Raw genomic sequence first — 26,084 nt, forward strand, 5'->3', positions numbered from 1 at the left:
GTTTCGCCTCAGGATTCAAACATAGGAGGATAAAGTCCATTTCGCCCGGGCTTTGCACCGCCCGCCGGATCGAATAACAGCGAAAATAACTGCGCTGTCAGGTTGCCGCTGTGGACATGGGTATAAAGCGGAAAACCGTCGCTCTGATTGGTCCACCAAAAACTGCTTTGAAACTGGGGATCAAAACTCTGTGATGGCAAATTCCAGCTCAGGGTGGAGGCATTATTCTCCCCGCTGCCGATCACCGATAAGATATCCGATGAGGCTTCGCCTTCCTGAGGCTGTGGAAGGGGAATACTTAACAACGCCTGATCAAACTGCTCGGGCGTGCCACCCTCCTGAACCGCCCGCAACAAGGTATTGCCCATCTGGTGATACCAGTCACCGGCGCGGGCCAGCAGTAACGGGGCCCATTCCGTCGGCGTAAAGTAGCGCAACGCACAGAGCGGATAATGTCGCCCGACGCTGTCGCGGGCGGCGGTCAGACAGCCCATCTGAATCAGCTGCGTACCTAACATGGGCGGTATGACAAAATTCCATACGGGCGCTTTAAGAAAGGCCCGGGACGCGGAATGCTCGCCTTCCGCACTGGTTTGCCAGTGATGCAATCCTACCTGAAACCAGTTCGACCACTGGCGCTGCAGGGTATCGGGGAAACGTCGTTTTACGAAATCACCCGAACTGGGCAGTTTGCCGTACCAGCCAGGTGCTGCGTATTGAGTCATAGTCAGATCCTGTTTCAGGGACAGCTAAATGCAGGGAGCTGGAAGGGGTTCCTGATGCTGCCCGGCGTAAAGGACAACGTCACATTATGGCCGTCCACATTAAAGCTGGCTTCGCGCGTCAGTCCACCGACCGAGGTTACCTGTGCGCGGTCAAAGAAGCGATTAAGCGCCCATGGCCCGCTGGTGGTCAGCGTGGAGGTCGTGCCATTCGTCAGGCCCAGTTGCATGCGCACCTGACTGGTTCCCCCCGGACCGGGCCAGCTGACTAACTGCACCGCCTGTGGACCATGACTGTAGCGTAAGATTTGCCCGTCCACGTCCAGCGTCATATTAAGAATGTCGTTGTCCATTTTTACCGTGCGCAACGTCACGCGGAAAGAAGGCGTGGTGGCACCATTGGCAAAAAACGCATCGCGAATCGACTGAGCCTGCTGGAACGGACGCAGCAGCGCTTCGCCCCCCGGTAACGTTTTACCATCAATGCCCGGCGTGAAACGCCATGCCGCGCGGGTGGTATCCACTTTACTGGCCAGATTGTCCCGGAAGAAGCTGTCCATCAGTCCGCTGCCTGGCGCAAACATGCGCGCCAGGTCGTCAGGCGTGACTTCACTTCGCGCGTTGCGCACTAAAGGATAGCGGCCGGCAATCGCCTGGCGACAGAAACTGCCAACTTCCATGGTAATGCGCTTGCGGACGTTATCCATATCGCGACGCTGTGCATCACTGCTGGCACCGACAGCCATACCGGAGACCATATTTTGCAGCGAGCCAGGCAAACGGCCTGCGCTGGCCTGCAGACGGCTGATCGCATCACTGGAGGGCGGTGGCATTCCGCTGTTCGCCGCGTCCTGTACGGCCGTGAGGTAACGATAGAGGTCGTCAATCTGCTTCAGGAAATCATCCACGGCCAGCACTTTGCTGCCCTGCTGTAATGGCTGTGCCAGTTCGATAATCGGTGCGAAATGGGCCGTTACCGCTTGTTCAGGCGTTTGCTGCACCGCACCCTGTTCACCATTCGAGCGCGGCGAGGTAAACAGTGCCTGTAACGTGCGCGTGGCACTGTTATCTGACGCGGCTGCGGCATTTTTCGCGCTCTTGTCGTCAGGTTGTGCCCGCGTCAGCGTGAGCTGTTTACTCAAATTAATAACCAGTTGCCGCAGCGGGGAATGGTTACTGGATAACAGACGTGCGGTATTAATACGCTGCGTTAAATCGGCACTGCTGTTGAGCTGGATATCGCTGAGAAACTGCTCCCACTGGCGAATATAGTCCTGAATATACAGCTGACGCACCGCCATATCGGTTTGTTTGCTGTCTTCATGGGCCGTTTCGCCGCCCAGCACCCAGATATCATCCTTGTAGAGGGCATCCGTAACGGGGGCGATCTCTTTATCAACGTGGTTCCAGTAGCCGTCGGGCGTGAAAAGTCCGGATACGCCTTCATTCACGGATTTACCGCTTTTACGTGAGAACACCAGTTCGCTTTGCGGCCCACCCAGGGCAGCCAGGGTCACGGGTGACAATGCACTATCGCGTTCCAGCAGGCGTTTCAGGCGTCCGTAAACGCGCTGTGACAGCGGCATCTGACTAATCAGCGCCTGCTCGCGCTTTACCAGCGCGTCATCCTTAGCATAGGGCGAGGACTGGATCTGTGTTTCCAGCAACTGCTGCAGGTGCCACGCCAGTTGTTTCACCTCCGCCTGCGTCACATCCTGAGGCAGTTCACGGGAGATATTTAACATCATCCACGCCTGAAGAAACTTACCGTCATAGTGCTTTGGCTGATACAGCATCTGATAAGCCTTCAGGGCTTCATAGCTGTAATCGGCATCGCTGCCGTTGTCATTGCGTAACCAGCGGGTAATATTTTGCGCCACTTGTGGCATCAACAGTTGTTTAAGTGCGCGATCGTATAACGCCTGCGTGGCGTCACTCACTTCGGTACCCCGATACAGCCCCATGCGACGCGTCAGCGGCGGATGCTCCAGGGAAAAAGACGCGCTTTCCGGCAGGTGCAACAGCGTGTTGAGATAAGGGACCAGCGCAAACAGGTTACCGTTCACCTCTTTTTGCAGTTTGTCACCCAGTTGCTCGACCTGCGGCGTTTTGGCCGCCATCTCCTGCAGATAAGTTTTATTTTTGTTATAGCTGATCAGCCACAATGTCCCCGCAATCAGCACCAGGATAAGCAAGGCCAGGTAGCCCGACCAGAGCCCTACGCGATTACGGAGTTCCCACCAGCGATTGCTGCCCGCCAGGCCCGACTCCTGAAAGATGACGTTTTCCAGCACCCCTTTCAGGAAGAAACTCTGGCCTTTGTTCTGCGGAATCGGGGCCTCTTTATCCACCTTGTCCCAGCTACCTGACTCGCCCTGCTGCTGGCCCGGCAAGTGCAGTGCACGCGTCAGTTCGCCCATCACACGGTCAAATGGCAGCCCTTCCTGGGTGCCGCTGGCGAAATAGATCCCGCGCGGCGCAAACTGCGTTTCGAAATCAGAACGGGCAAAGAGAATATCCAGCGCTTCAGCCAACTGTGGGCGCAGCGCGGCAAATTCTTGTGGGAACAGATAACTTTCTGCCCGCGCCTGCGCATCACTTTCCGCCAGCAGAACATCCGCCAGCCCGGCATCCAGCCGCTGTTGCAACAGAGCATATTCCTGCTGGAACTGGCTGCTCAGTTCGAAATCCGCTGTCGACGCTTTCGCCCATGGGAAGGTAAATCCCCAGATCTGTTCGCGCTGTGTTTTATCCAGGCTGGCAAAATAACTGCGGAAACCCTTTAACAGGTCAGCTTTAGTGACCAGCACATAAACCGGAAAGCGAATGCCCAGTTGATCGTGAAGTTCCATCAGGCGCTGACGCAGCGCCATCGCCTGATTACGCATGGCGTCGGGCGATTGCGACAACAGATCAGCCACGCTGAGTGTCACAATGACGCCGTTTACAGGCTGACGGCCACGGTATTTGCGCAGCAGCGCCAGAAAATGGTGCCATTCACTGGCATCACGCTCCTGCTGACTTTCCTGCGTGGTATAGCGTCCTGCGGTATCCAGCAGGACAGCTTCATTTGTAAACCACCAGTCGCAGTTTCGTGTTCCGCCAATACCGCGTAAGGCCGCTTTGCCAAATTTATCGGCCAACGGAAACTGCAAACCGGAATTCACCAGCGCCGTCGTTTTACCCGCGCCAGGCGCACCGATAATCATGTACCACGGCAGTTGGTACAGGTACTGATGGCTGAAGCGCTGCGCCCAGAAAGGGGCGCCTTTGCTGCTCTGGCGCTGAAAATGCGCCTTTTTTAGCATTTCTGTCGCTTCAGAGAAGCGGCTGGCAAGCACCTGATCCTCACTGGTCAGGCGTTTGCGCTCTTCCTCAGGTGCGTCCGGTTTGCTGGTCTCCAGACTGGACATCAGTTTGCGGTTCAGCCAGTAGTTATACAGACGTGGAATCGCCTGACTCAGGCCCCAGACCACATACAGCAGCGCAATACTGATCATGCGGTTCTGTTCAGACTCCAGCGGCCGGGAATCCACTATCGAGAACACCGGGCCGATGACCCAAATGATAAATGATAACGCTGTGATACCGACGAAGCCCCACGCCAGGCGACTGGTCAGTATCGAAAACAGGACATTCAGCATGGATTAGTTCCCTCTTGCCAGGCCGTTAAGTTCAGCTTTCGTCGTGTCAGGTGCGACCTGCAGCGTGATTTCAACACGACGGTTGCGGGCGCGGTTCTCTGCACTGTTATTAGGCACCAGCGGGTGCGTTTCGCCCCGCCCTTCTGCTTTGACACGTGACGGATTGGCCAGCTGTTTTTGCAACAGGTTCTGAACGGACTGAGCGCGAGCCAGCGACAGCTCGTAGTTCGACGCAAAACGTGCACTGCGAATCGGCACGTTATCGCTGTATCCCACGACCAGGATTTTCCCGCTGACGTTGTTCATGGCCTCGGCAATGCGCTGAATCACCGCATCATAACGGCCACGAACTTCCGTTGATCCAGAGGCGAATAAGCCGTCTCCTTTCAGCGTCACCACGCTCTGATCGGCCTCGTCACGCACCGCGACCAGGCCTTCATCGATTTCTGGTTTGAGGAAGGACTTCAGGTTCAGTGACGGCGGCGGCGGCGGTGCCGGATTTCGAATCTGCACTTCGGGCAGTGTCGTCTGATAAATTTTGGCCAGCACCGGCGAGGTGTAATCCCCCAGCCGCCAGTTAAGCACAATGTAGAACAGGCAGGCCGCCAGGCCCGCCAGCGCGGCGCAGGCCCACAGCGGAATCATCGGTCGCCACAGTTTGCGCAACACCGGTTGATCGGTAGGATGCGGCGAAAGCGCAGCGGCAAAACTTCCTCTGACGCTTCGGATCATCTGCAGCAGGCGCTGTTTAATGGTGTCCAGCTGTGAACGCCCGTTGTCGAGTACGCGGTAGCGCCCTTCGAACCCCAGCACCAGACAGAAATAAATTAGCTCCAGTAACAGAATATGCTGTCGCGGATTTTGTGACAGTTTAGCCAGCAGCTGGAAAAACTTTTCGCCACCCCAGGTTTCGTTGTGAAAAGTTACCAGCAAGCCATTACTGGTCCACACACCGCGGCTGCCCCAGGGCGTCAGCGCAGCGGCTTCGTCCAGCGCCGTACACAGGCAGTAACGTGCGCCAACGATCACTTCGTAGCTCAGACCCGACTGCTGACAGGCCAGCTCGAAACGACGAATCTGTTCGATAAGTTGCTGGCGTAAACGGGCTGGATCGTCATGCGATACCGAGTGACGAATCTGGGGAATGGCGTTGATCAGCGGATTAGCTGCGGCCACCAGCGTGTTCTGATGGCTCAGACTTAACTCCTGCTGAAAAGCATCACTGTTCGGTTTGTTTTGTTCCTGCATCATGCCTGCTCAGTTTGAATTATTCTGACTGACTGCGAATGGCCCAGAACTCCATGTTCAGGCCCGGAAACTCACCGGCAAGGTGCAGCGCGAAGGCACCCGATCGTTCCATCTCCTGCCACAGCTCGCTGTTTTTATCCAACTCAAAATAGCTGTATCCCGCGTGCCAGGGGATTTGCGGGGGCGCGCCAGGCATGGCTCTCAGGGCCAGCCCCGGAAGCTGCAACTGCACGAGATCGCGAATTTTGGTCACAGGCGCGACCTTCATCTGTGCCGGGAAATGGGTTTTGAGTGCATCGGCGGGAACGCTTGCCTTGACGGCCAGCACAAAGCCAAATTCACGCACCATGCTGTTGTCTGGCACGGTGGCGACGTTCAGGCCGTGTGAACGCTGCGTCAGTGGCAGCTGAATGGCGCTCTCTTCCATGACCTGCGACAGCCCCTGACGCAGCAACAGGGTGAGGCGCGAAAAGCAACCTTGCAGATCATCGTGATCGTAAAGGGGAAGCGCGTCAGGCGTACGGGCCTGCGTCCAGGTTGCCAGTTCCGCGGCCAGTTGTAACCAGTGGCTGTAGAGCGTTTCAGGATGCAGTAACGGCAGGTGCTGCAGATGAGCGTGCAGCCCCAACTGGCGATTAAGGAGCGCCAGCAGCATGAAATCCACCATATCTGCACTGTTAAAACGCCCGGTACCTGGCGCGCGCTGGCTCAGTTGCTGGCTGCGCTGCTGAATCATACCGTGCAAATCCGTCATCATGCTCTGAAGCGGACGACTGCCTGCAAGCGTTAAGGTAGGAGGGATGTAGTCATTGTCTAAACGAATGTGGTTGTCACTGCGTTTTTCAACAATCTGCGCCACGCCCATGGCCGTCCACTCTGCGGTCAGATCCTGCTCCAGCATTAACCGCAGGCGAAGCTTGCCAAACTGGACGGTGGCGGTGCCAACAGCCTGCGCGTTGTCATCTTCGACTTCCGCTTCCCAGGCGAGGTAGCGCGCCAGAGAATCTGGCGCATCTTCAAACGTTACCGCTTCGCGGCCATTACGCCGCGCGGGGATGGCCAGCACCACTTTCGCCCGGTCAATATTCGCGGGCACGTCTAATGGGGCTGGACCTTGCTGGGGCTGGCTGAAAGCAAAAAACGTCCCATCCGGCAGACATCCACTGGCGGCATTGAGCGCCAGCTTGCCCTGCCGTAACAGCGCTTCATCAAATTCGAGATCGAAAAATCCCCAAATGTAAGGACGTTGCGACTGGCCCCATTCACGCAGCGAGCTTTGCAGAAAATTTTCTGCCTGCTGGAAATGGTGAGGACGCAAAAACATCCCTTCCGCCCAAACAACCTTTTCGGCTCTGTTCATAATCATCCTTTGAGGACGGTGTTATTGCTTAACGGGACGCATACCGGCATCGTCAACAATAATGTTGGCGTTTAGCTCACCATCATTGCTTTTCCAGAACTGCCAGAATGAACTGCTGTCGCTGTCCGGGAAAGGCAGCGCCAGCCGCCACACTTTGCCATCCAGCTTTTGATATTCCGCCATGATGCCGATAAACCGTGCCTCAGGCAGGCTTTTCGCACTCAGCGTTTTACTGAGCTGACCGGACATCAGGAAAAACTGCTGACTGTTGAGCAGCGTATTGCCTAATGCGGTCGCGGGTTGATTCTGTAATGTGAAGAAATCAGCGGACATAAACTCGGCATCCGACGTCAACAGCATGACGCGCACTTTGAGCGGCGCGCCGGCGTTGATGGGGGGATGCGCCTGAAAATTCAGGTTGTAGCGCGCGATATCGGGCTTACTGCTACTGCATGCGGTCAGCAGAAGTAGCAGGAAGGGCCAGAGCCATTTTTTCAGGCCAGCGCGCAAGTGGGTATGTGCCATATCTGCCCCTCCCTGCCCCTGACTTAGTTAATGATCCAGGTACCGTTATTGCTGTTCTGGCAGGCCTGGCTGTTGCCATCAACAGAGACGCAGGTCTTTTTCTTCGCGGCGGCACGCGCACGACGCTTAGGCTGATCGGCTTTGATGGTTTGGTCGTATAAATCGCTTTTTACCACTGCACGGAAAGGCACATAGCCAATGACTTTGACCGCATTAGTCGGTGCCTGAGGCGCGGCGCCCTTACTGTCGGTGGCTTTCGCGTCAGTTGCGGGTGGTGAAACCGCGTCAGCTTCTTCGCCCAGTGCCAGCCAGTTATTTTCTACCTGACCCACAACGGTATAGGTTTCACCCGTTTTCAGCGTTTCCACGACCTTGCCGCCAAAATCCGGGCGTGTCATCACAGAGGCAGGATACAGGGCACGGTAACTCTCATTGACGGCGGTGAACTGTGCAGGCGCAGCTACGGCATGACGGTGAATCAGGGTAGTGCCATCAACGGTATTGGTGACCATTGTGTCATCTGTCATTTTTGGCGGTGTTTTACAGCCTGCAACAGCAAAAACAAACATCAGGCTTAATGCAATTCGAAAGTTCACCATTTTTTTCATATTTAGTTCCATTAATACCCAAAAAAGTGGCCATTGGCCGGTGGTCAGCGCGTCATATTGTTGCACAACGTCAACTGGACGCCAGATAACGCCAAGTCATTGATTAACAATACAAGTTGCCTGAATAGGAGCGTTGATTGAGTGTAAATTTTATACGATGAGCATGAACAGTATAGGCACAGTTCATAAAACCTGATGACCGGAGAAGCGGGTCGGCTGAATTTCACCAAATACATTCAGCAAACTGACCCATTCCTAAAAGCAAACGGTATTAAAGCAGCCTGATTATGTTTTGGTAAGACACGATTTTTGTTAGGTAATCGTTAAACTTAACGGGGCTGGTTAATCGTTATTCGTGTGGGGAGAATGGTAACATCCTGCTTAAATTCCAGTCGATCTCACACAAATAGCAATAAATCAATGGGTTACAAAAAAATATGCAGCACCATAGCTACCGCACGAGCCTGTACATCCTGCTCGCCTGTGTAAAGTTCTTTTCCATTTATTAACATCTTACACAGCTTTACATATTGCCTTGAAAAATTCAATACAGCTCCCAGTTACGTAACTAAGTAATAGTATTTATGTTTTTTACTAACTCAAACAGATGACAATACGGTGAAACCTGCACATTTCGTACGTCTGATACTCATCTATGGTCTCAGCGCCCCTATCCTTTAGTATAAAAGCTTAAGCCAGATGAATATTTTAAGGTGCCGGATGGCCCTGAACGCTGAGAAAACCGTCAGCTCAAACGCGATGCGTAAGTTGAAAAGAGGAATTAAGTCAAATTTGGCTGCCTGGTCTTTCTGAAACAAAATCAATAACCCATATTAATCAAAGAGTTAAACGAAGCAATGGCGTTAAATTTAAGAGTATTCCTACCCAAAGGCGATACGCGCGGCCCTGGATTCGAACGCATTTCGTCCGCTTTGCGGGAAAACTGGGCACAGAACCGTCCTGACGAATGACGAAACCTGTGTAGAGGCAGGTAAATGAAAAGCGTGGCAGTATTAAAACAGACTGTGATGATGCGCGGCGCGAAGCTGCCACGCATCATCCCCTCTCACAAACGCGTGGCTGAAGGTATTCAGGTGGATTCTGCCCTGGCGAGCATCTTGCGGTAGTTATTAAGCCATTTTCCGCTTTTCAGTCGCCACCAGAAAAATCCGCCGCGCACCGTCCAGTCAAGGAACATGCCCAGCCAGACACCAATCACGCCCATACCGAGTTCAATGCCCAGCAGATAACCAATAACAACCCTTGCGCACCACATACTGAACATCGATACATACATCGTATAACGGGCATCACGCGCGCCCTTCAGGCCGGCGGGGAGCACCCAGGAGGCGGCCCAAATCGGCATAAACAGGGCATTCAGCCAGATAAGGTGTTTGGTGACGCTAATCACTTCCGGATCGCTGGTGTAGAAGCGTGCCAGCAGCCCCGCCAGCGGTATGGTCAGTGCAGCAACGCCTGTCAGACAGATTGTAGCCAACAGATAGACGTGCTTGATTTGCCGCTCTGCCTGAAAAACCTGGTATTTACCTAAGCGTTTTCCCGTAATAATGGTCGACGCCGATCCCAGCGCATTACCAGGCAGGTTAATCAGTGAGGCGATTGAAAACGCGATAAAATTGCCGGCAATTTCGTTGGTACCCATGCCCGCCACAAAGACCTGTGTCAGTAACTTCCCGCCGTTAAACAGCACGGATTCAATACTGGCCGGCACACCGATGCTTAAGACTTCAAATAAAATACTGCTGTTCCAGCGCCTGAAATAGCTGGACAGCGAAATTCTCAGTGAGGCGTTGAAGCCAATCATTAACACGTAGATGACCGCTATTGCGCCAATGTAACGGGTAATTGTCAGCCCTAATCCGGCCCCCACAAAGCCCAGTCCCTTCCACGAAAAACAGCCATAAATCAGCACACTGCTGATAACGATGTTAAGGATATTCATCCCACCGTTAATCAGCATCGGTATTTTCGTGTTCCCTGCCCCACGCAGCGCACCGCTACCAATCAGCGTAATGGCCGCCGCCGGATAACTCCATGCGGAAACCTGCAGATAGCTGAGTGCCAGCGCTTTCACTTTCGGTTCTGCTGCGCCTGCGATGGCGTCAATAATCAGATGCCCCCAGAACTCAATGGCGATAACCAGCACCAGGGCTAATACCGTCATCATTGCCAGCGACTGCCGTGTTGCGGCGCGGGCCCGTTTACCATTACGTCTGGCCAGGCTAAACGCGACCACTACCGTGGTTCCCAGGTCGATGGCGGCAAAAAAGGAGATGACGACCATGTTGAAGCTGTCTGCCAGCCCGACGCCGGCCATGGCTTCTTTGCCCAGCCAGCTCACTAGGAAGGTACTTAACACGCCCATCAGTAGCACACAGGCATTTTCAAAAAAGATAGGAACTGCAAGAGGCGAAATTTCACGCCAGTACAGCGTGCGGTAAGCGCGACGTTTCGGATACCACGCCGTGCGCTTAATCGCCTGCACCACTGCTACGCCGGGATTTTGCAAAGGAGTACCAAATATGAACATGTCGGGAAAGAACTCTAATGATGGTAGCGTAAAGTGAAATATGCAAAACGTTTTGCATTCCTGTTAAATCATCGTTACACACTTTTCTGCTCTCGCCTTTAGTCGCGCCGAATCGGTGCTGCCATGCTCCGGTCCACCCTCTTGCCTTAGCGAAAGCCATTGCTGCCGTGCACATCCTGCTGTTGTCGGGTTAATCCGTTTTTTTACTCAGTGCCGCATGATGCCCACTAGCCTCGCCCATAACAGGCAGCCGCAAAATGCGCGCGATCATAGATTCTTCACCCAATCCGTTGTTAAAACCGCTAAGCTGAGGAGCATTGTGGTAAGAACCTGAAAGGAGAAGTTATGCCAGCCCAACGGAAAAAGCTGACACGCGAACAGGCACTCGATGCGCTTGAGCAACTTTACAATGACGCCGTCGATGCGCTTCGTGCGTCCATCAAGGCCTACACGGAAGAAGGCGTGCTGCCGGACCCCGCCGCGCGTGAGCAAGGCCTGTTTGTTTATCCTGAATTACGCATTACCTGGCAGGGAGACGGACCGCAACAGAATCGCACGCGTGCATGGGGCCGTTTTACACATACAGGCAGTTACAGCACCACCGTCACCCGCCCCGCTTTGCTTCGTCATTACATTTCAGAACAGCTGGCGATGCTGGAAAAAGAGTACGACGTGGACATCGAAGTCGGCCCGTCACAGCAGGAGATTCCCTACCCGTATGTAATAGACGGCTCTGACCTGTCGCTGGACCGGACCATGAGCGCCGGCATAGCCCGTCATTTTCCCACGACTGAACTCTCGCAGATTGGGGATGAGACGGCAGATGGCTTGTTTCATGCTGACGCCACCTTTCCCCTTTCCCACTTTGATGCGCTGCGCACCGACTTTTCGCTGGCACGCCTGCGCCACTATACCGGCACGGCTGTGGAGTATTTTCAGCCGTTCGTATTGTTTACCAACTACACGCGTTATGTGGATGAATTCGTCCGCTGGGCCATCGAACAGGTACGCGATCCGTCAACCCCGTTTGACAGCCTGGTATGCGCCGGAGATGTCATCCTGACGGCTGACACGGAAAACAATGACGCGATGCTGTCCGATCTGGCCTGGAAAAAACATCAGATGCCTGCCTGGCATCTGACGTCACCGCATCGTCGCGGCATCACGCTGATCAATATCGGTGTGGGTCCTTCCAATGCCAAAACCATCTGCGATCACCTTGCCGTCATTCGCCCTCATGCCTGGCTGATGATAGGTCACTGCGGCGGCCTGCGCGAAAGTCAGCGTATTGGGGATTACGTGCTGGCCCATGCGTATTTGCGTGACGATCATGTACTGGATAGCGTGCTGCCACCGGATATCCCGATTCCCAGCATCGCCGAAGTTCAGCGCGCCCTCTACGATGCCACCAAATCGGTCAGCGGTATGCCCGGCGAAGAAGTCAAAGAGCGCCTGCGCACCGGTACTGTCGTCACCACCGATGACCGTAACTGGGAGCTGCGTTACTCGGCTTCTGCCCTGCGCTTTAATCTCAGCCGCGCCGTGGCGGTGGATATGGAAAGTGCCACCATTGCCGCCCAGGGTTACCGCTTCCGGGTGCCTTATGGCACGTTACTCTGTGTTTCCGATAAACCGTTACATGGCGAAATTAAGCTGCCCGGTCAGGCGAATCGCTTTTACGACGGCGCCATCTCTGAACACCTGCAGATTGGGATTCAGGCGGTAGAGCTGTTACGGGCTGAGGGTGACAAGTTACATTCGCGTAAACTGCGAACGTTTAACGAACCCCCGTTCCGTTAAAGAGTAAAATCAAAGACGGTATTAAGGGTGAGTCTCTTTCACATTAATGCCGTCATCCCTTCTCCGTTTCTGCTGAATCAGGCTGCGTTCAGTACGGCAGTATTTATAAACCAGGCAAACACAGCCAGAATAGCCGGGACCATAAATGTCCAGATAAGGCGATTATTCAGGCTTTCAAATCGCGCATCCAGCTTATCGAATCGCTCATCCACCTTGTCGAATCGCTGATCCACCTTGTCGAAGCGACGATCCATTCCGTCGAGTCGTTTATCAATGCCATCAAGGCGATAGTCGATTCCGTCTAGCCGCTTATCCACGCCATCGAGCCGACAGTCGAGTCCGTCCAGCCGCTTATCCACGCCATCAAGCCGACTGTCGATGCCGTCCAGCCGCTTATCCACACCATCAAGCCGACTGTCGAGTCCGTCCAGCCGCTTATCCACGCCATCAAGCCGGCTGTCGAGTCCGTCCAGCCGCTTATCCACGCCATCAAGCCGACTGTCGATGCCGTCCAGCCGCTTATCCACACCATCAAGCCGACAGTCGAGTCCGTCCAGCCGCTTATCCACGCCATCAAGCCGACAGTCGAGTCCGTCGAACCGCTTATCCACGCCATCAAGTCGACAGTCAAGTCCGTCGAACCGCTTGTCCACACCCTCGAACCGACAGCCAAGTCCGTCCAGCCGCTTATCTGTCCCATCAAATCGGCTGTCAGTATCATCAAATTTCGCTATGACAACCGAGAAGCTGGCGTCAATGCTGTTAAACCGGTTAGTAACGTCGACTAATACCTTATTGATTTCAAAAATTTTGCTGTCAATACGATCCTGCCTGTTCTCAATACCGGCAAACTGACTCGCGACGTGTCCTACATTTTCTTCCAGGCCAGTGAATCGCTGAAGCATTTCAACGTGAAACAGCGTTTGCTCTGAGCGCAGTATTTCAAGATCAGTTTTCGTCGCAAATGCCGTCGCGCGCCCACTGAACAGCGCCAGATCAATTTTCATCTGATGGCTGTCTTGCTCCAGTCGCTCAAAGCGCTTTTCAAAATTTTCCATTGTTTTGCCTCCCGTCCCGCAATGACGGTCGATTACGTTTGGCTTTCCGCGATCCCGTTTTATACAAAGGTTGCCCATTATCGGTCCCTGACAGGCGGATTACATGCATCCGTTAACGTTATTCACGACCTGCTTCGACGTTATTGAAGCAAAGTCCCGCACAATAAACATTACCTGATTGAATAAGAACGCAAAATAAAACCAGCGTGCCGCCTTATTCAGAAGGTGTTGTCGAAGAGTAAGAGGTGAAAGGCGTGAAGAAAAGGCAGTTCATATTCATTTTGGAAGAGAATGCACAACGATTGAAAAAGCTGAGGCAGCCTGGTGATGCATCGACGCGAAATATAACGCTAAAACCGTTACAGCATATTAACTATGCTGTAACGGTGAAGTTAATTATGCACTCAACCAGCCGAGCTTAATGACAAACAGCAGGGAAAGAATAATCAGCGCCGCATTAATTTCTTTCGTCCGTCCACTCAGCAGTTTCACCACGGTCCAGGTGATAAAGCCGAAAGCGATACCGTTTGCAATGGAATACGTTAATGGCATGGTCAGGGCCGTCACCGTAACAGGAGCCGCAGTAGTAATGTCTTTCCAGTCGATCTCGGCCAGGCCTGAGGTCATCAGCACAGCCACAAAGAGCAGTGCGGGTGCCGTGGCGTAAACCGGCACGCTGGAAGCCAGGGGTGAAAAGAACAGCGCCAGTAAAAACAGCACCGCCACCACCACAGCCGTTAATCCGGTACGGCCACCGGCGCTGACGCCTGCAGCCGATTCGACATAGCTGGTGGTCGTGGACGTTCCCAGCAGAGAACCAAACAGCGCCGCCGCACTGTCCGCCACAAGCGCGCGCCCCATTTTAGGCACGTTGCCCTCTTCGTCAGCCAGTCCGGCACGTTTGGTCACGCCCAGCAGCGTTCCCGTGTTATCAAACACGTCGACAAACAGGAACGCAAAAATCACGCTAATCAGACCCACGTTAAACGCACCCGCGATATCCAGATGCATAAACGTCGGGGCGATGGACGGCGGGGCAGAAAATACGCCGCCAAACGGCGTCAGGCCAATTCCCATGGAGATAAAGGTAATGATCAGAATGCCAATCAAAACCGCGCCCGTCACACGGCGCGCCTCCAGCACGACGATGATGATAAAACCTAACACCGCCATCAGTGGTCCAGGCTTGGTCAAATCACCAATTCCTACCAGCGTGGCCGGATTGTCGACGACGATTCCCGCCCCTTCCAGCGCGATAATCGCCAGGAACAGACCAATACCGGCGGCAATCCCCGCACGCAACGGCAACGGAATGCTTTTGATAATCCATTCGCGAATTTTAAAGATTGATAACGCAAAGAAGATAACCGCAGACAGGAATACCGCGCCCAGCGCAATCTGCCAGGTGTAGCCCATGTGCAGCACAACGGTATACGTGAAGAAGGCATTCAGGCCCATTCCCGGTGCCAGGGCGATAGGATAGTTGGCAATCAGTCCCATCAACACAGAACCAATTGCTGCCGCCAGACAGGTCGCGACGAAGACCGCACCTTTGTCCATGCCGGTCGCCCCTAAAATACTGGGGTTAACGAACAGGATATAAGCCATTGCCAGAAAGGTCGTGATCCCGGCGATGATTTCGGTGCGAACCGTTGTGTTGTGCGCTTTTAATTTAAATAGTTTTTCTAACATCATTATCTCTCGATGATAGAGACGTCACTCAGGTACGTGCTCTCTTGCCAAAGTTATTATCATGCTGTTTGTGGTAATGCCGACGGCTGGCCCGCGCCGTTGCAGGCCTGTTAAAAACCGGGGTTGCTTTCCTTTGTCATGTGAGCAATTGCTAAGGCTTAAGCAATTGCTGTGCCAGTCCGACACGCAATCGATTACCTGAATAAGCGCAAACGAGCCTTAAGAGAATTCTGAACCGAATCAGGGCGCGATTATGGTGCATTGCCCCCTAAATGCGCAAACGTTTTCCTTTCGGTGCCGAAAAGGCGAAAAAAGGGTGCTGACGCACGCTTCAACACTTTGTGAGGCGACGCTGGTCACGTTTCAGCCGCATTAACCTGCAGGCAAAAGGGGAATGTGTAAACTCGAAATTAACTCTTTAGTAACATTGAGGTCACACAATGAAGCCAGCAGTTCTGGTGGTGGATGATGATCCTGCGGTCTGCGATCTGTTGCAGGACGCGCTCAGTGAACATGCTTTACGGGTTTATCGTTGTCATCAGGGTAAAGAGGCGCTGGCGATGGTCAGTGCTCACCCGGACATCGCGCTGGTAATGTTGGATATGATGTTGCCTGATACCAATGGATTGCTGGTGCTCCAGCAGTTGCAGCGTCAACGGCCTGATATCCTCGTAATCATGCTGACCGGCATGGGATCGGAATCGGAGATGGTCGTGGGTCTGGAGATGGGCGCGGACGACTATATTGCTAAACCATTCAATCCCCGCGTGGTCGTGGCCCGCGCACGCGCCGCCCTCAGACGCAGCGGACGTGCCGCAACCAGTGATGACGCGCAGTCAGGCTGGCGCTTCAATGGCTGGGTGCTTGATGAAGCACGCTGCCAGTTACTCAATCCTCAACGCGAAACGGTTCCTCTGACGCAGGGGGAATATACTTTGTTACGCGCCATGGTACGGCATGCACGCAAGGTCCTGACGCGCGATCAGTTATTAGAACTGACCCACAGCGAGACGATGGATGTCTTTGACCGCACGATCGATGTGCTGATCATGCGGTTACGCCGTAAAATTGAAGCCAATCCGCATCAGCCCGGCCTGATCCGCACTATCCGCGGGCTGGGCTATGTTTTTTCTGCCGATGTGGTCAAACCTGAAGGGCTGGGACTTTCCACACAAACCGCCTGAGCCATCCATTCACGCATGTCGCGCAAGGGGCGAATGCCGTCTGTCGCATTGGCGGCACGCAGATTAAAACAGGCGCAGGTATGGGCCAGTTTCAGCGTCGAGACCATATCCTCGCCTTCATGGCTGGCAAACAGCACGCCCGCACAAAATGCATCACCCGCTCCGACGCTGCCCACAATGTCGTCGGGTGCCAGCTGCCAGGCGGGCTGCCAGACACCTTCGCCGTCCGCTTCACGTCCCCATGCGCCCTCGGGCGCATGGATAACAACACGCTGACGCACGCCCTGCTCCGCCAGCCACTGCGCGGCACGGGCAAAAGCGGCGGGCGGCTGAATGCCGCGGCCATCACGTAACAGCACGCCTGACAACGCCTGCGCTTCCAGTTCATTAATCACCAGATAATCCAGCCAGCGTAAGGCGGGCAGCACCTGAGGGCGGTAATCGCCCGCGCGGGAAGCCAGATCCAGGGACGTGAAATAGCCCCGCTGCTGCATGTGTGCCAGCAACCGGGCGCTGCGGGTACCAAATTCGCTGTCCACGCTATCCAGCGTTTCCAGCAGCAGCAAATACCCCAGATGAAAGATGCGCTGTGCGTCATCGACGGCGGCGAAGTGCGGTCTGTCCAGTAAGCTGTTGGCGCCGGGTGAAAAGAAAAAAGTCCGTTGTCCGTCCGGTGTCGTCATCACCTGGGTCATCGCTGTAGGCTTGTCGTCGGTGCGCTGCACTAACCGGTAGTCAATCTGCGCCGCTTTCATCATAGCCAGCAGAAAATCGCCATCGGCGTCATTGCCGAGCAGGCCAATCGCCGCCAGCGGCAATGTGCACTGCATGCGCGACAGCGTGAGCAGAACATTGAGCGGCGCGCCACCTGCGGCCTTTTCGCTGTGCTGTATTTCGGTCAGCCAGCCCTGTTCCGGCCAGTGGCTGATGCGATGCACATAATCCACCAGCATGACACCTGCGGCCAGAATGCCGCTTCGCGTTGCCATTTACGCCTGGCCTGCGCTGCCGAAAATGTTCATCTGCTGCATAACGGTTTCACAAATCGCCTTTTCCACCGCCATCAGTAACTCTGCGAACTCATCATAACGGGTATTGCGCGAGGCCAGGCTGCGTTCCACCGCGTCAAGGGCCGCCTGAGACATGCCGGTGTAAAAGTTAATTTTGTGGATACCGAGTGAGATTGCCCGACGGAAATCCGCGTCGCTGATGCCCGACCCGCCGTGCAGCACCAGCGGTACACCGGTTTGCTGACGAATCGCCGCCAGCCGGTCAAAATCCAGTTTGGGTTCCCCTTTGTATTTGCCGTGCGCATTACCAATGGCGACCGCCAGCGTATCAATGCCGGTTTCGCGCACAAATTCAGCGGCCAGTCGCGGATCGGTAAATTTCTCGCTGTCCGCTTCCCCAAACAGTGCGCCGCCTTCATCACCCCCGACTGCGCCCAGCTCTGCCTCAACGGAAACGCCGACGGCATGTGCGGCGCGAACCACTTCCCGCGTCTGGCGAATGTTCTCTTCATAGCTCAGGGTCGAACCGTCAAACATCACCGAGGTGAACCCGAGACGAATCGCCTGCATTACCGCCTCAAAGTGCAAGCCATGATCCAGGTTCAGCACCACCGGAACAGTATGCTTCGCGGCTTCAAAACGGATCGCCTCAGTGATCTGATCGAGCGTGACGTACTTAAAATGCACTTCGGCAATGTTGATAATAAACGGCGAGCGCTGTCGCTCTGCCGCATCAAACAGCGCACGCAGGAAATGGCTGTCCAGGACATTAAACGCGCCCAGCGCATAACCCTGTTGCTGGGCATGCGCCAGCCCCTGTGCCAGAGAAATCAAAGCCATCATTCACTCCTCAAGGTGAGCCAACGGGAATAGTCGTTACAAAGCAGCCTCTGGGGTTCCTCATCCTCGTCAAGGTCATTGAAACGCGCCAGCGGCGTCAGGAAGACGTTGTCGTTGTCATCATCGTTGGGCATGGAGACTTCCCCCACCAGCACGTCACCAAAGCCGTTTTCGCCCCAGAAGCTGTGCCAGACGCCCGCGACGAGCGTGACACTTTCACCAGGGGAAAGCCTGATCTGCGAACCCGCCGCATGGGTTTGCCGGATGCCGTCCAGGGAAACCGTCACCGGCGTGGCGGCTTTGTCATGGCCTTCACGGTTATACAGCTCGACAATCAGGTTGCCGCCGCCGCGATTAATAATGTCTTCCATCTTGCGCGGATGGTAATGCATCGGCGTTACCTGCCCTTCACGCACGTGCATCACTTTTTCTGCATAAGGTTTGTGCCAGGGCGTTCCGTGCGGCGAGCCGTTGCGGAGTGTGAATAACGTCAGGCCGGTTTGCAGAAAATCGTCGCCACCAAAACTGGTCAGATCCCAGCCCAGGCGTAAGGCAACGATTTCAGTGATGTCCTCCTGTTGCTGACGCCACTGCCGGAGACCGTAATCGGCCCAGGACGGCAGAGGGACGTCCTGACGGGTGAAAAAGTCTCGCGTATATTGCAACTGTCTGTTCACATCAGCGCGTTTCATCTTCCGCTCTCCCGTTAAGGCGGCACCCTGCGATGCCGCCTGCTGGTTTATTTCACGGTCCAGCCTTTGTAGCTGCCGACATTATTACGGTCGATCAGCTTCACCGGGATCAGCACGGGTTTATCCGGTGCGGGTTTTCCCTGCAGGATGTCGTAACCGATTTCGACGGCTTTCGCGGCCATCACCTGAGGATCCTGAGCGGGCGTGGCGGCAAAGAGCGAGTTCTTACGCTTCAGCGCTTCTTCGCCGTCCGGTGAGCCGTCCACTCCGACAATGAAGAACTCGTTACGCTGTGCCTGTTTCGCCGCTAAATCCGCGCCAATTGCGGTTGGATCGTTAATCGCGAACACGGCATCGATTTTCGGGTTGGCCGACAGCAGGCCGGTCATCACTTCCAGGCCGCCTTCACGGCTGCCTTTGGCGTTCTGATTAGAAGAAAGCAGTTTGATGTCAGGATGGCGCTTCAGCGCCGTCATACAGCCTTCCACGCGGTTTTGCACCGCCGAGACCGGCGGTCCGTTGATAATGACGACGTTGCCTTTGTCTTTCAGACGGTCAGCGATATATTTACAGGCCATTTCACCGGCCTGAGTGTTATCCGAGGTGATCGTCGCGTTGGCACCGTCGGCGGCGACGTCGACAGCCACCACCACAATACCGGCATCCCGTGCGCGTTTCACTGCGGGCGCGATCCCTTTTGAGTCCGCGGCATTCAGGATAATCATGTCGACTTTAGCGGCGATGAAGTTATCTATCTGCCCTACCTGCTGTCCGAGATCGTAGCCACTCGACACCAGCGTCACCTTGACGTTATCGCCAGCCAGCTGGCGCGCCTTCATCTCTGCGCCCTTGGTGATTTGCACGAAGAACGGGTTAGCCAGATCGCCCACCGTCACGCCAATCGATTTCAGTTCTTTTGCCTGAGCCATACCGGCGCTGAGCAGCGTTGCCGCCAGCAACCCGGTTACAATCGGATTAAAACGCATAGATCTTCTCCTGCTGTTATTTATCGGCCAACTGCTGAATGGCGCGTTGTGTACTCTCTGCATAGGGGACATCAGCCCACATGATGACGCGTGCGATATTTGTCGATCAGAACGGCGATGATGATCACGGCCCCTTTAATCACCAGCTGCCAGAAATAAGAAACGCCCATCAATGTCATGCCGTTGTTCAGCGTGGCAATAATCAGTGCGCCAATCAGCGTGCCGGTAATGGTGCCGATTCCCCCCACAAAACTGGTGCCACCCAGAATGACCGCCGCAATGGCATCCAGCTCGTAACCCATGCCCAGATTGCCGTTGGCGCTGTAGAGACGTGAAGCGCTCATCAGTCCGCCCAAGCCGGACAGTAAGCCGCTCATCCCGTAAACGAACAGCAGTACCAGCCCGACTTTGATCCCGGTCAGACGGGCTGCCTGGATATTGCCGCCTACGGCGTAGATGTGAACGCCCAGCGTGGTGCGGCGCAGGATGAACCAGCAAAGCGCAATCACCGCGAACGCAATAACAATCAGCCACGGTACCGGCCCCAGATAGCCATTGCCTATCCACTCGAAATTGATATCGGCATTGATGACCGTGGTGCCGTTCGCCAGCAGATAGGCGGCTCCGCGCAGTGCGGTATAGGTGCCCAGCGTCACGATAAACGGCGGAAGCCCGGCCCAGGCGACCAGAATGCCGTTAAACAGGCCCATCGCCAGCCCGGCTCCCAGCGCCATCGGAATCGTGAGCGAGGCCAGCATCGGATCCAGCGAAGTGAGCAACGCCACCACCGCCGTCGTGCCCAGCATTGAGCCGACAGATAAATCGATACCGCCGGTAAGAATGACAAACGTCATGCCTGCGGCCAGTACAATGTTGATGGACGCCTGGCGCGTAATATTCAGTAAATTGGCTTCGGTAAAGAAATTGGGTGTGACAACGCCGAAGACCGCCACGATTAAAATCAAAATGGGTAAAATGCCGACGGTCTGCATGATGTCGCCCATCAGGGCTCGTCTGACCGTGGGTGGATGAATCCGTGCCGTTTGTGTCATGGTTTTATCCTCATACTTCAAGCGGTGATGCGCTATACGCACCAGTTGCCAGCGTCATGATGTTTTCCTGACCGATCTCGTTACCTTCCAGTTCCCCTGCGATAGTGCCTTCATGCATCACATAAACCCGGTCACTCATGCCGACCACTTCCGGTAATTCACTGGAGATCATCAGAATGGCCACGCCCTGCCGCGCCATATCCTGCATCATGCGGTAAATCTCGCTTTTGGCCCCGACGTCCACGCCGCGCGTCGGCTCATCCAGAATGAGAATGCGCGGACCAATGGCAATCCAGCGGGAAATCAGCAGCTTCTGTTGGTTGCCACCGGACAGGCCTCCTGCACGCACCAGCGCGTGGGGAACCCGGATATTGAGCGCGGCAATCGCCTCGCTGGCGATCTTTCTGGCTTGACGGCGGTTCAGCATGCCGTACTGCGCATCACGTTCCAGCGTGGCCATCACGATGTTTTCCTGTGCAGCCATTTCGAGGAATAATCCCTGCTCTTTGCGGTTCTCGGTCAGAAAGCCAATGCCGTGCGCAATCGCTTCTCTTGGGGAGTGAATCTCTACCTTCTGGCCGTCCACCCAGATTTCACCCTGCTGAAGCCGGTGCACGCCAAAAATCAGCTGGGCCAGTTCGCTGCGTCCCGCACCAACCAGGCCGGCCAGGCCAACAATTTCGCCTGCCCGCACGTTAAGGCTACAGGGCTGTACCTTGCCGCCATCGGACAGGTTGTGCAGAGCCAGACGCACCTCGCCGCGAGGAATGGTGCGGTCTTTATTGAACAGATCGCTGAGTGGGCGTCCCACCATCATGCGCACCAGTTCGCTGGCGTTAAGGTTGTCGCGCGTCAGACTGCCGACGTACTGCCCGTCGCGCAGTACGCTGACGCGATCCGACAGCTCATACACTTCCGCCATGCGATGACTGATGTAGATAATCGCCATTCCCTGGCTGCGCAGCCGTTTGATCAGGGCAAAGAGTTGTTCAGTTTCGCGGCTGGATAAGGCGGCGGTGGGCTCATCCATCACCAGAATACGGCTGTTGCGATGCAGGGCGCGCGCAATCTCCACCTGTTGCTGCTCGGCAATGCTCAGCCTGCTGACTTTGTCCGTTGCGCTGAACTGCGCGCCTAAGTGGTTAATAACCTGCTGCGCTTCACGGGCCATCTGGTGACGCCTGACCATGCCAGCACGGGTGATTTCGCTTCCCAGAAAGATGTTTTCTGCCACGGTGAGATTCGGAGCAAGGTTGATTTCCTGATAGATCAGCGTAATCCCGGCCGCTAATGCCGCTTTCGGTCCTTTAAGCGGATACGGCTCGCCGTTGATCAACACCTCGCCGCTGGTGGCCGTATAGGCCCCCGCCAGAATCTTCATCAGGGTGCTTTTGCCCGCGCCATTCTCCCCCATCAGCGCATGCACCTCGCCAGGATAAACGGTCAGGTCAACGCCTTTCAGTGCGTAGAAGTGGCCAAAACGCCGGGTGATCTGACGCATTTCAAGTATCGGCTTAGCTGTCATCGCCCCGCTCCTGCTGATTATGGATAGCCGCGAGTTAAGCAGGAGAAGATAAATGGATAATGTCAGCGGCCATTCATATTTGTCATATTCCGCTTCGCACTCACTTTTATACTCGCCCTATCGTCGCATGGCCGGAGAGCGTATTGATGCAACGCAGTTTGCCGTGGCAGGTCGGGGCGCGCGGTCGCCTGTTGCTGTCGCATTTATTAGTTGTGTGCGTCACCCTGATGGTGAGCGTGGTGGCCATTACCAGCTTTCGCCATGCCGGAAGCCTTCAGGAACAGGCTCAGGCTCAGACGCTGGCCGATATGAACGGCAGCCTGGCGCTGGCGCGCAATACCGCGAATGTCGCCATCACCGCCGTGCGGTTATCTCAGGTCGTGGGCGCGCTGGAATATCAGAGCGAATCGCGACGACTGCAGCAGAATCAGCAGGCCCTGCAACATTCACTCGCCCTGCTGGCCAGTACGCCGCTGGCTGCACGCGAGCCTGAACGCGTGGCCCGACTGCGTGCACGCAGTCTGATGCTTGAGCAGTCTGTGAGTCTGTTGCTGCGTAAGGGCCATGAACGTCATTTGCAGCGCAATCTTGTGCTCAGCGGGTTATGGCAGTCACAGCTGCTGCTGGAACGCATTAATGACCTGGCACACCGCAACGGAACCGGCGCACCCGATTTCGCGTTGCGCCAGCAGACCGGCAGGCTACTGGATATTGCGATTCGTACGCCCTCCTCGACCGCGGTCATCGATCAGTTGCAGCAGGTGATGACGCAATGGCGCAACGTGGCCGCATCGGGGGCGTTGGGTGACAACGTGCAGCAGTTACTGGAAACCCAACGCAGCCTGATCCCGTTGGCGGCAGCGCTGGAACAGAGCGATCTGTCCATCGCCTATGCCACCTACCGTATCAAGGCGCTCGTAGCCGCGCTGAATGATGACATTACCGCGTACGTTCAGCAGGTAGCCCGGCAAAGTGATCAGCGTAACATTGCCACTCACCGACAACGGGATTCGGTCAGTGGCTTTATCCTGCTTTCTGCCCTGTTGGCACTCGCCATCACCGTCTATACCGGGTACTACATCTACCGCAACCTGGGGTCCAGCCTGACCGCCATTGCCGCCGCAATGACCCGGCTGGCCCAGGGGGAACACAATGTCAGCGTGCCGGGCCTTCAGCGCCGGGATGAACTGGGCGAGCTGGCGCGCGCATTCAACGTGTTTGCCCGTAATACCGCCTCGCTGGCCCATACGTCGCGTCTGCTAAAAGAGAAAAGTACCCAACTTGAATCCACCTTTCTGGCAATGCGTGATGGCTTTGCCCTGTTTGATAACAGCGGCGAATTGGTGGTGTGGAACGATCAGTATCCGCAGCTTCTGGGCATCGCACCGCGGGATTTGCAGCGGGGACTGCACTACCAGCATCTGCTGGCGCAGCTTGATATACACCTGCACGATCTGGCGGAACCACAGGAAGTCAGGCTGGCCGATGGCCGCACCGTAGAACTGCGCTTCAGCCCGGTCCCCCGGCGCGGTAGCGTGAATACGGTGCTGGAACGTACCTCACGGAAGGTGCTGGAAGAAGCGCTGGTACACAGTCAGAAAATGAAAGCGGTAGGTCAGCTGACCGGCGGCATCGCGCATGATTTCAACAACCTGCTGGCCGTCATTATCGGCAGCCTGGCGTTAACCGAGGGGCAACTGCCGCCCGGCCCTCTTGCGAGCCGGATAGAACGCGCCCGCCAGGCGGCGGATCGGGCAGCCCTGCTGACCCAGCGACTGCTGGCCTTTTCGCGTAAGCAAACCCTGAATCCGCATGCGGTGTCAGTCGTGTCGTTAGTGGAAAACCTGCAGGGGCTGCTGCAACATTCGCTGTTGCCCGGTCAACACCTGATTATTGATGCCCAACGGCCCGGCTGGCCTGCCTGGATTGATGCCAGTCAGTTAGAGAATGCGGTCATGAATCTGGTGGTGAATGCCAGAGATGCGATGGCCGGACAAAGCGGCGAGATCCGTCTGCGTATCTGGAACCAGCGCCGCACTGAGCGCGGTGAAAAGCGAGACCGGGTCACCATTGAGGTCATCGATCACGGTTGCGGCATGTCAGAAGAAGTGCGTGCGCAGGTGTTTGAACCCTTCTTTACCACCAAAACAACCGGTACCGGTAGCGGCCTGGGCCTGTCGATGGTCTACGGTTTTGTTCGTCAGTCGGGCGGACAGGTAGAGCTGGAAACCGCGCCGGGCCAGGGCACCACCGTACGGCTGTTGCTGCCCCGCGCACCCGATGTCCCGGCGGTCCGATCCGTCGCCTCGCACCCGGCGCAGCCGGATGCCGCGCAGGACCGGTTAGTTCTGGTGCTGGATGATGAACCGGCTGTGCGGCAAACCCTGTGTGAACATCTGCACCAACTGGGTTACCTGACGCTGGAGTGTGACACGGTCGAAGCGGCGCTGGCGCTGCTGCACCAGACGCCGGATATCGATTTGCTGATCAGCGATTTGATGCTGCCGGGTGAGATTAACGGTGCGGAGATGATTCGTCAGGCACAGCAAAAGTGGCCACAGTTGGCTACATTGCTCATCAGCGGCCAGGATCTGCGTCACCAGCCCGTCACGTTGCCGTTATGTGAACGACTGGCGAAACCCTGGCAGGCAGCGCAGCTGGTGCAGGCGCTTCAGCGCGCCTGGCAGCGCAGCGCGCGGCTTAATCGTGCCCGCCAGGCTGCCACAACGGCACCGGCTTCCCGATGATATAGCGTTTACGCAGGCGGCTGGAGATGGCATCCATCACCATGACCACGACAACCAGGATGATCGTCAGGAACATCACCACATCCCAGTTCCACAGGCGCATGTTCTCCGCGTACACCAGGCCGACACCGCCCGCGCCGACAAAGCCAAGCACCGCCGCTGAGCGGGTATTGGACTCGATCTGATACAGGCTCAGTGCCAGAAACTGTGGGAAAGACTGGGTGAAAATACCAAACCGGTGTTTCTGCAGACTGTTGGCGCCCAGCGCGCCCAGGCCGCGACTGGGTGAACGCTCAACCGCTTCGTGGCCTTCGGAATAGAGCTTACCTAACAGACCAATGTCCTGCAGGATAATCGCCAGCACCCCGGCCAGCGGCCCCATGCCGACCGCGCGAACAAAAATCAGGCCCCAGATCGCCATATCAATGCCGCGCAGCATATCGAACAGGCGACGCACAACAAACGCAATGGGACGGGCAACCTTGTCATGCATCACATTACGCGCCGCCAGAAACGAGAGCGGCAGCGCCAGCAGCGTGGCGGTCAGCGTGCCGGCAAACACAATCGCCAGCGTAATGCCGACCTGAGAGAAATAGTAGCCAAACGGCCAGTTCACGAAGTCCTGCCAGACAAACATGCGCAGAAAATAGCGGCCCAGTTGCTGGCATCCTGTGAGCAGGCGGTTCCATTCGATGCCAAACACCATAAAGAAAAAGACATAATAGAGCACCAGCGCCAGGGCCAGCATGGCAAGGCGACGCAGATAGCGGTTTTGTGCAGCAAACAGCGCGGGATGCTGCTGTTTCATCGCGCTGATATCGGGCGCAAGCGTAACCATGG

At 55.7% G+C, this 26,084-nt stretch carries 19 protein-coding genes; 3 read left to right on the plus strand and 16 right to left on the minus strand.

Features of this window, described 5'->3' with window-relative positions; translation table 11 throughout:
• Positions 1 to 8: 8 nt before the first annotated feature.
• The 7 genes from tagF to G5574_RS04570 form a co-directional block, all read right to left on the minus strand.
• Positions 9 to 725: a type VI secretion system-associated protein TagF gene (gene tagF / locus G5574_RS04540; RefSeq protein ID WP_033742168.1), complete on the minus strand. Its 717-nt coding sequence runs from the start codon at positions 723 to 725 to the stop codon at positions 9 to 11.
• 14 nt (positions 726 to 739) lie between these two features.
• Positions 740 to 4,366, minus strand: coding sequence for a type VI secretion system membrane subunit TssM (gene tssM / locus G5574_RS04545; RefSeq protein ID WP_033742169.1), 3,627 nt, complete (start codon positions 4,364 to 4,366; stop codon positions 740 to 742).
• Between the two features lie 3 nt (positions 4,367 to 4,369).
• Positions 4,370 to 5,617, minus strand: coding sequence for a DotU family type VI secretion system protein (locus tag G5574_RS04550; RefSeq protein WP_080752842.1), 1,248 nt, complete (start codon positions 5,615 to 5,617; stop codon positions 4,370 to 4,372).
• Positions 5,618 to 5,633: 16 nt separating this feature from the next.
• Positions 5,634 to 6,974: a type VI secretion system baseplate subunit TssK gene (gene tssK, locus G5574_RS04555; RefSeq protein ID WP_033742173.1), complete on the minus strand. Its 1,341-nt coding sequence runs from the start codon at positions 6,972 to 6,974 to the stop codon at positions 5,634 to 5,636.
• 21 nt (positions 6,975 to 6,995) lie between these two features.
• The gene (gene tssJ, locus G5574_RS04560) at positions 6,996 to 7,499 is read right to left on the minus strand and encodes a type VI secretion system lipoprotein TssJ (protein WP_050504999.1); all 504 of its coding nucleotides are present in this window, start codon (positions 7,497 to 7,499) and stop codon (positions 6,996 to 6,998) included.
• Positions 7,500 to 7,522: 23 nt separating this feature from the next.
• Positions 7,523 to 8,119, minus strand: a complete 597-nt coding sequence (locus G5574_RS04565) for a hypothetical protein (RefSeq protein ID WP_033742175.1) — start codon at positions 8,117 to 8,119, stop codon at positions 7,523 to 7,525.
• A 1,078-nt stretch (positions 8,120 to 9,197) separates the two neighbouring features.
• Positions 9,198 to 10,613 (minus strand): EmmdR/YeeO family multidrug/toxin efflux MATE transporter, encoded by a 1,416-nt coding sequence (locus G5574_RS04570; protein WP_039338298.1) that lies wholly within the window; start codon positions 10,611 to 10,613, stop codon positions 9,198 to 9,200.
• 390 nt (positions 10,614 to 11,003) lie between these two features.
• On the opposite strand from G5574_RS04570, the gene G5574_RS04575 reads away from it, so the two are divergent.
• Positions 11,004 to 12,458 carry an AMP nucleosidase gene (locus G5574_RS04575; protein ID WP_033742179.1) on the plus strand — a complete coding sequence of 485 codons (1,455 nt, stop codon included), beginning with the start codon at positions 11,004 to 11,006 and terminating at the stop codon, positions 12,456 to 12,458.
• 77 nt (positions 12,459 to 12,535) lie between these two features.
• Here G5574_RS04575 and G5574_RS23620 read toward each other — a convergent pair whose 3' ends face one another.
• Together G5574_RS23620 and G5574_RS04585 are read right to left on the minus strand one after the other, a co-directional pair.
• Positions 12,536 to 13,516, minus strand: a complete 981-nt coding sequence (locus G5574_RS23620) for a hypothetical protein (RefSeq protein ID WP_244964669.1) — start codon at positions 13,514 to 13,516, stop codon at positions 12,536 to 12,538.
• A gap of 396 nt (positions 13,517 to 13,912) precedes the next feature.
• A complete protein-coding gene (locus tag G5574_RS04585; protein WP_216850766.1) occupies positions 13,913 to 15,211 on the minus strand; it encodes an NCS2 family permease in 1,299 nt (432 codons plus the stop codon).
• Positions 15,212 to 15,648: 437 nt separating this feature from the next.
• Here G5574_RS04585 and G5574_RS04590 point away from each other — a divergent pair, with 437 nt between their 5' ends.
• Positions 15,649 to 16,392 carry a response regulator gene (locus tag G5574_RS04590; protein WP_033739476.1) on the plus strand — a complete coding sequence of 248 codons (744 nt, stop codon included), beginning with the start codon at positions 15,649 to 15,651 and terminating at the stop codon, positions 16,390 to 16,392.
• Here the strand turns inward: G5574_RS04590 and G5574_RS04595 are convergent.
• The 6 genes from G5574_RS04595 to G5574_RS04620 form a co-directional block, all read right to left on the minus strand.
• Positions 16,329 to 17,381, minus strand: coding sequence for a carbohydrate kinase family protein (locus G5574_RS04595; protein ID WP_058701633.1), 1,053 nt, complete (start codon positions 17,379 to 17,381; stop codon positions 16,329 to 16,331). The genes G5574_RS04590 and G5574_RS04595 overlap by 64 nt on opposite strands.
• Positions 17,382 to 18,242: a ketose 1,6-bisphosphate aldolase gene (locus G5574_RS04600; RefSeq protein WP_033739478.1), complete on the minus strand. Its 861-nt coding sequence runs from the start codon at positions 18,240 to 18,242 to the stop codon at positions 17,382 to 17,384.
• Positions 18,242 to 18,934, minus strand: a complete 693-nt coding sequence (locus G5574_RS04605; protein WP_039338209.1) for a D-lyxose/D-mannose isomerase — start codon at positions 18,932 to 18,934, stop codon at positions 18,242 to 18,244. The genes G5574_RS04600 and G5574_RS04605 overlap by 1 nt, the downstream gene beginning before the upstream one ends.
• Before the next feature lie 47 nt (positions 18,935 to 18,981).
• Positions 18,982 to 19,920 (minus strand): ABC transporter substrate-binding protein, encoded by a 939-nt coding sequence (locus G5574_RS04610; RefSeq protein WP_054633546.1) that lies wholly within the window; start codon positions 19,918 to 19,920, stop codon positions 18,982 to 18,984.
• 71 nt (positions 19,921 to 19,991) lie between these two features.
• The gene (locus tag G5574_RS04615; RefSeq protein ID WP_033739482.1) at positions 19,992 to 20,972 is read right to left on the minus strand and encodes an ABC transporter permease subunit; all 981 of its coding nucleotides are present in this window, start codon (positions 20,970 to 20,972) and stop codon (positions 19,992 to 19,994) included.
• 10 nt (positions 20,973 to 20,982) lie between these two features.
• Positions 20,983 to 22,497: a sugar ABC transporter ATP-binding protein gene (locus tag G5574_RS04620; protein WP_164482122.1), complete on the minus strand. Its 1,515-nt coding sequence runs from the start codon at positions 22,495 to 22,497 to the stop codon at positions 20,983 to 20,985.
• Positions 22,498 to 22,643: 146 nt separating this feature from the next.
• Between G5574_RS04620 and G5574_RS04625 the strand changes: the two genes are divergently transcribed.
• Positions 22,644 to 25,244 (plus strand): ATP-binding protein, encoded by a 2,601-nt coding sequence (locus tag G5574_RS04625; protein WP_164483200.1) that lies wholly within the window; start codon positions 22,644 to 22,646, stop codon positions 25,242 to 25,244.
• Here the strand turns inward: G5574_RS04625 and phnE are convergent.
• Positions 25,198 to 26,082 carry a phosphonate ABC transporter, permease protein PhnE gene (phnE, locus tag G5574_RS04630; protein ID WP_033739486.1) on the minus strand — a complete coding sequence of 295 codons (885 nt, stop codon included), beginning with the start codon at positions 26,080 to 26,082 and terminating at the stop codon, positions 25,198 to 25,200. The genes G5574_RS04625 and phnE overlap by 47 nt on opposite strands.
• Positions 26,083 to 26,084 lie beyond the last annotated feature (2 nt).

It is taken from the genome of Pantoea stewartii (genome assembly GCF_011044475.1).
GTDB lineage: Bacteria > Pseudomonadota > Gammaproteobacteria > Enterobacterales > Enterobacteriaceae > Pantoea > Pantoea stewartii.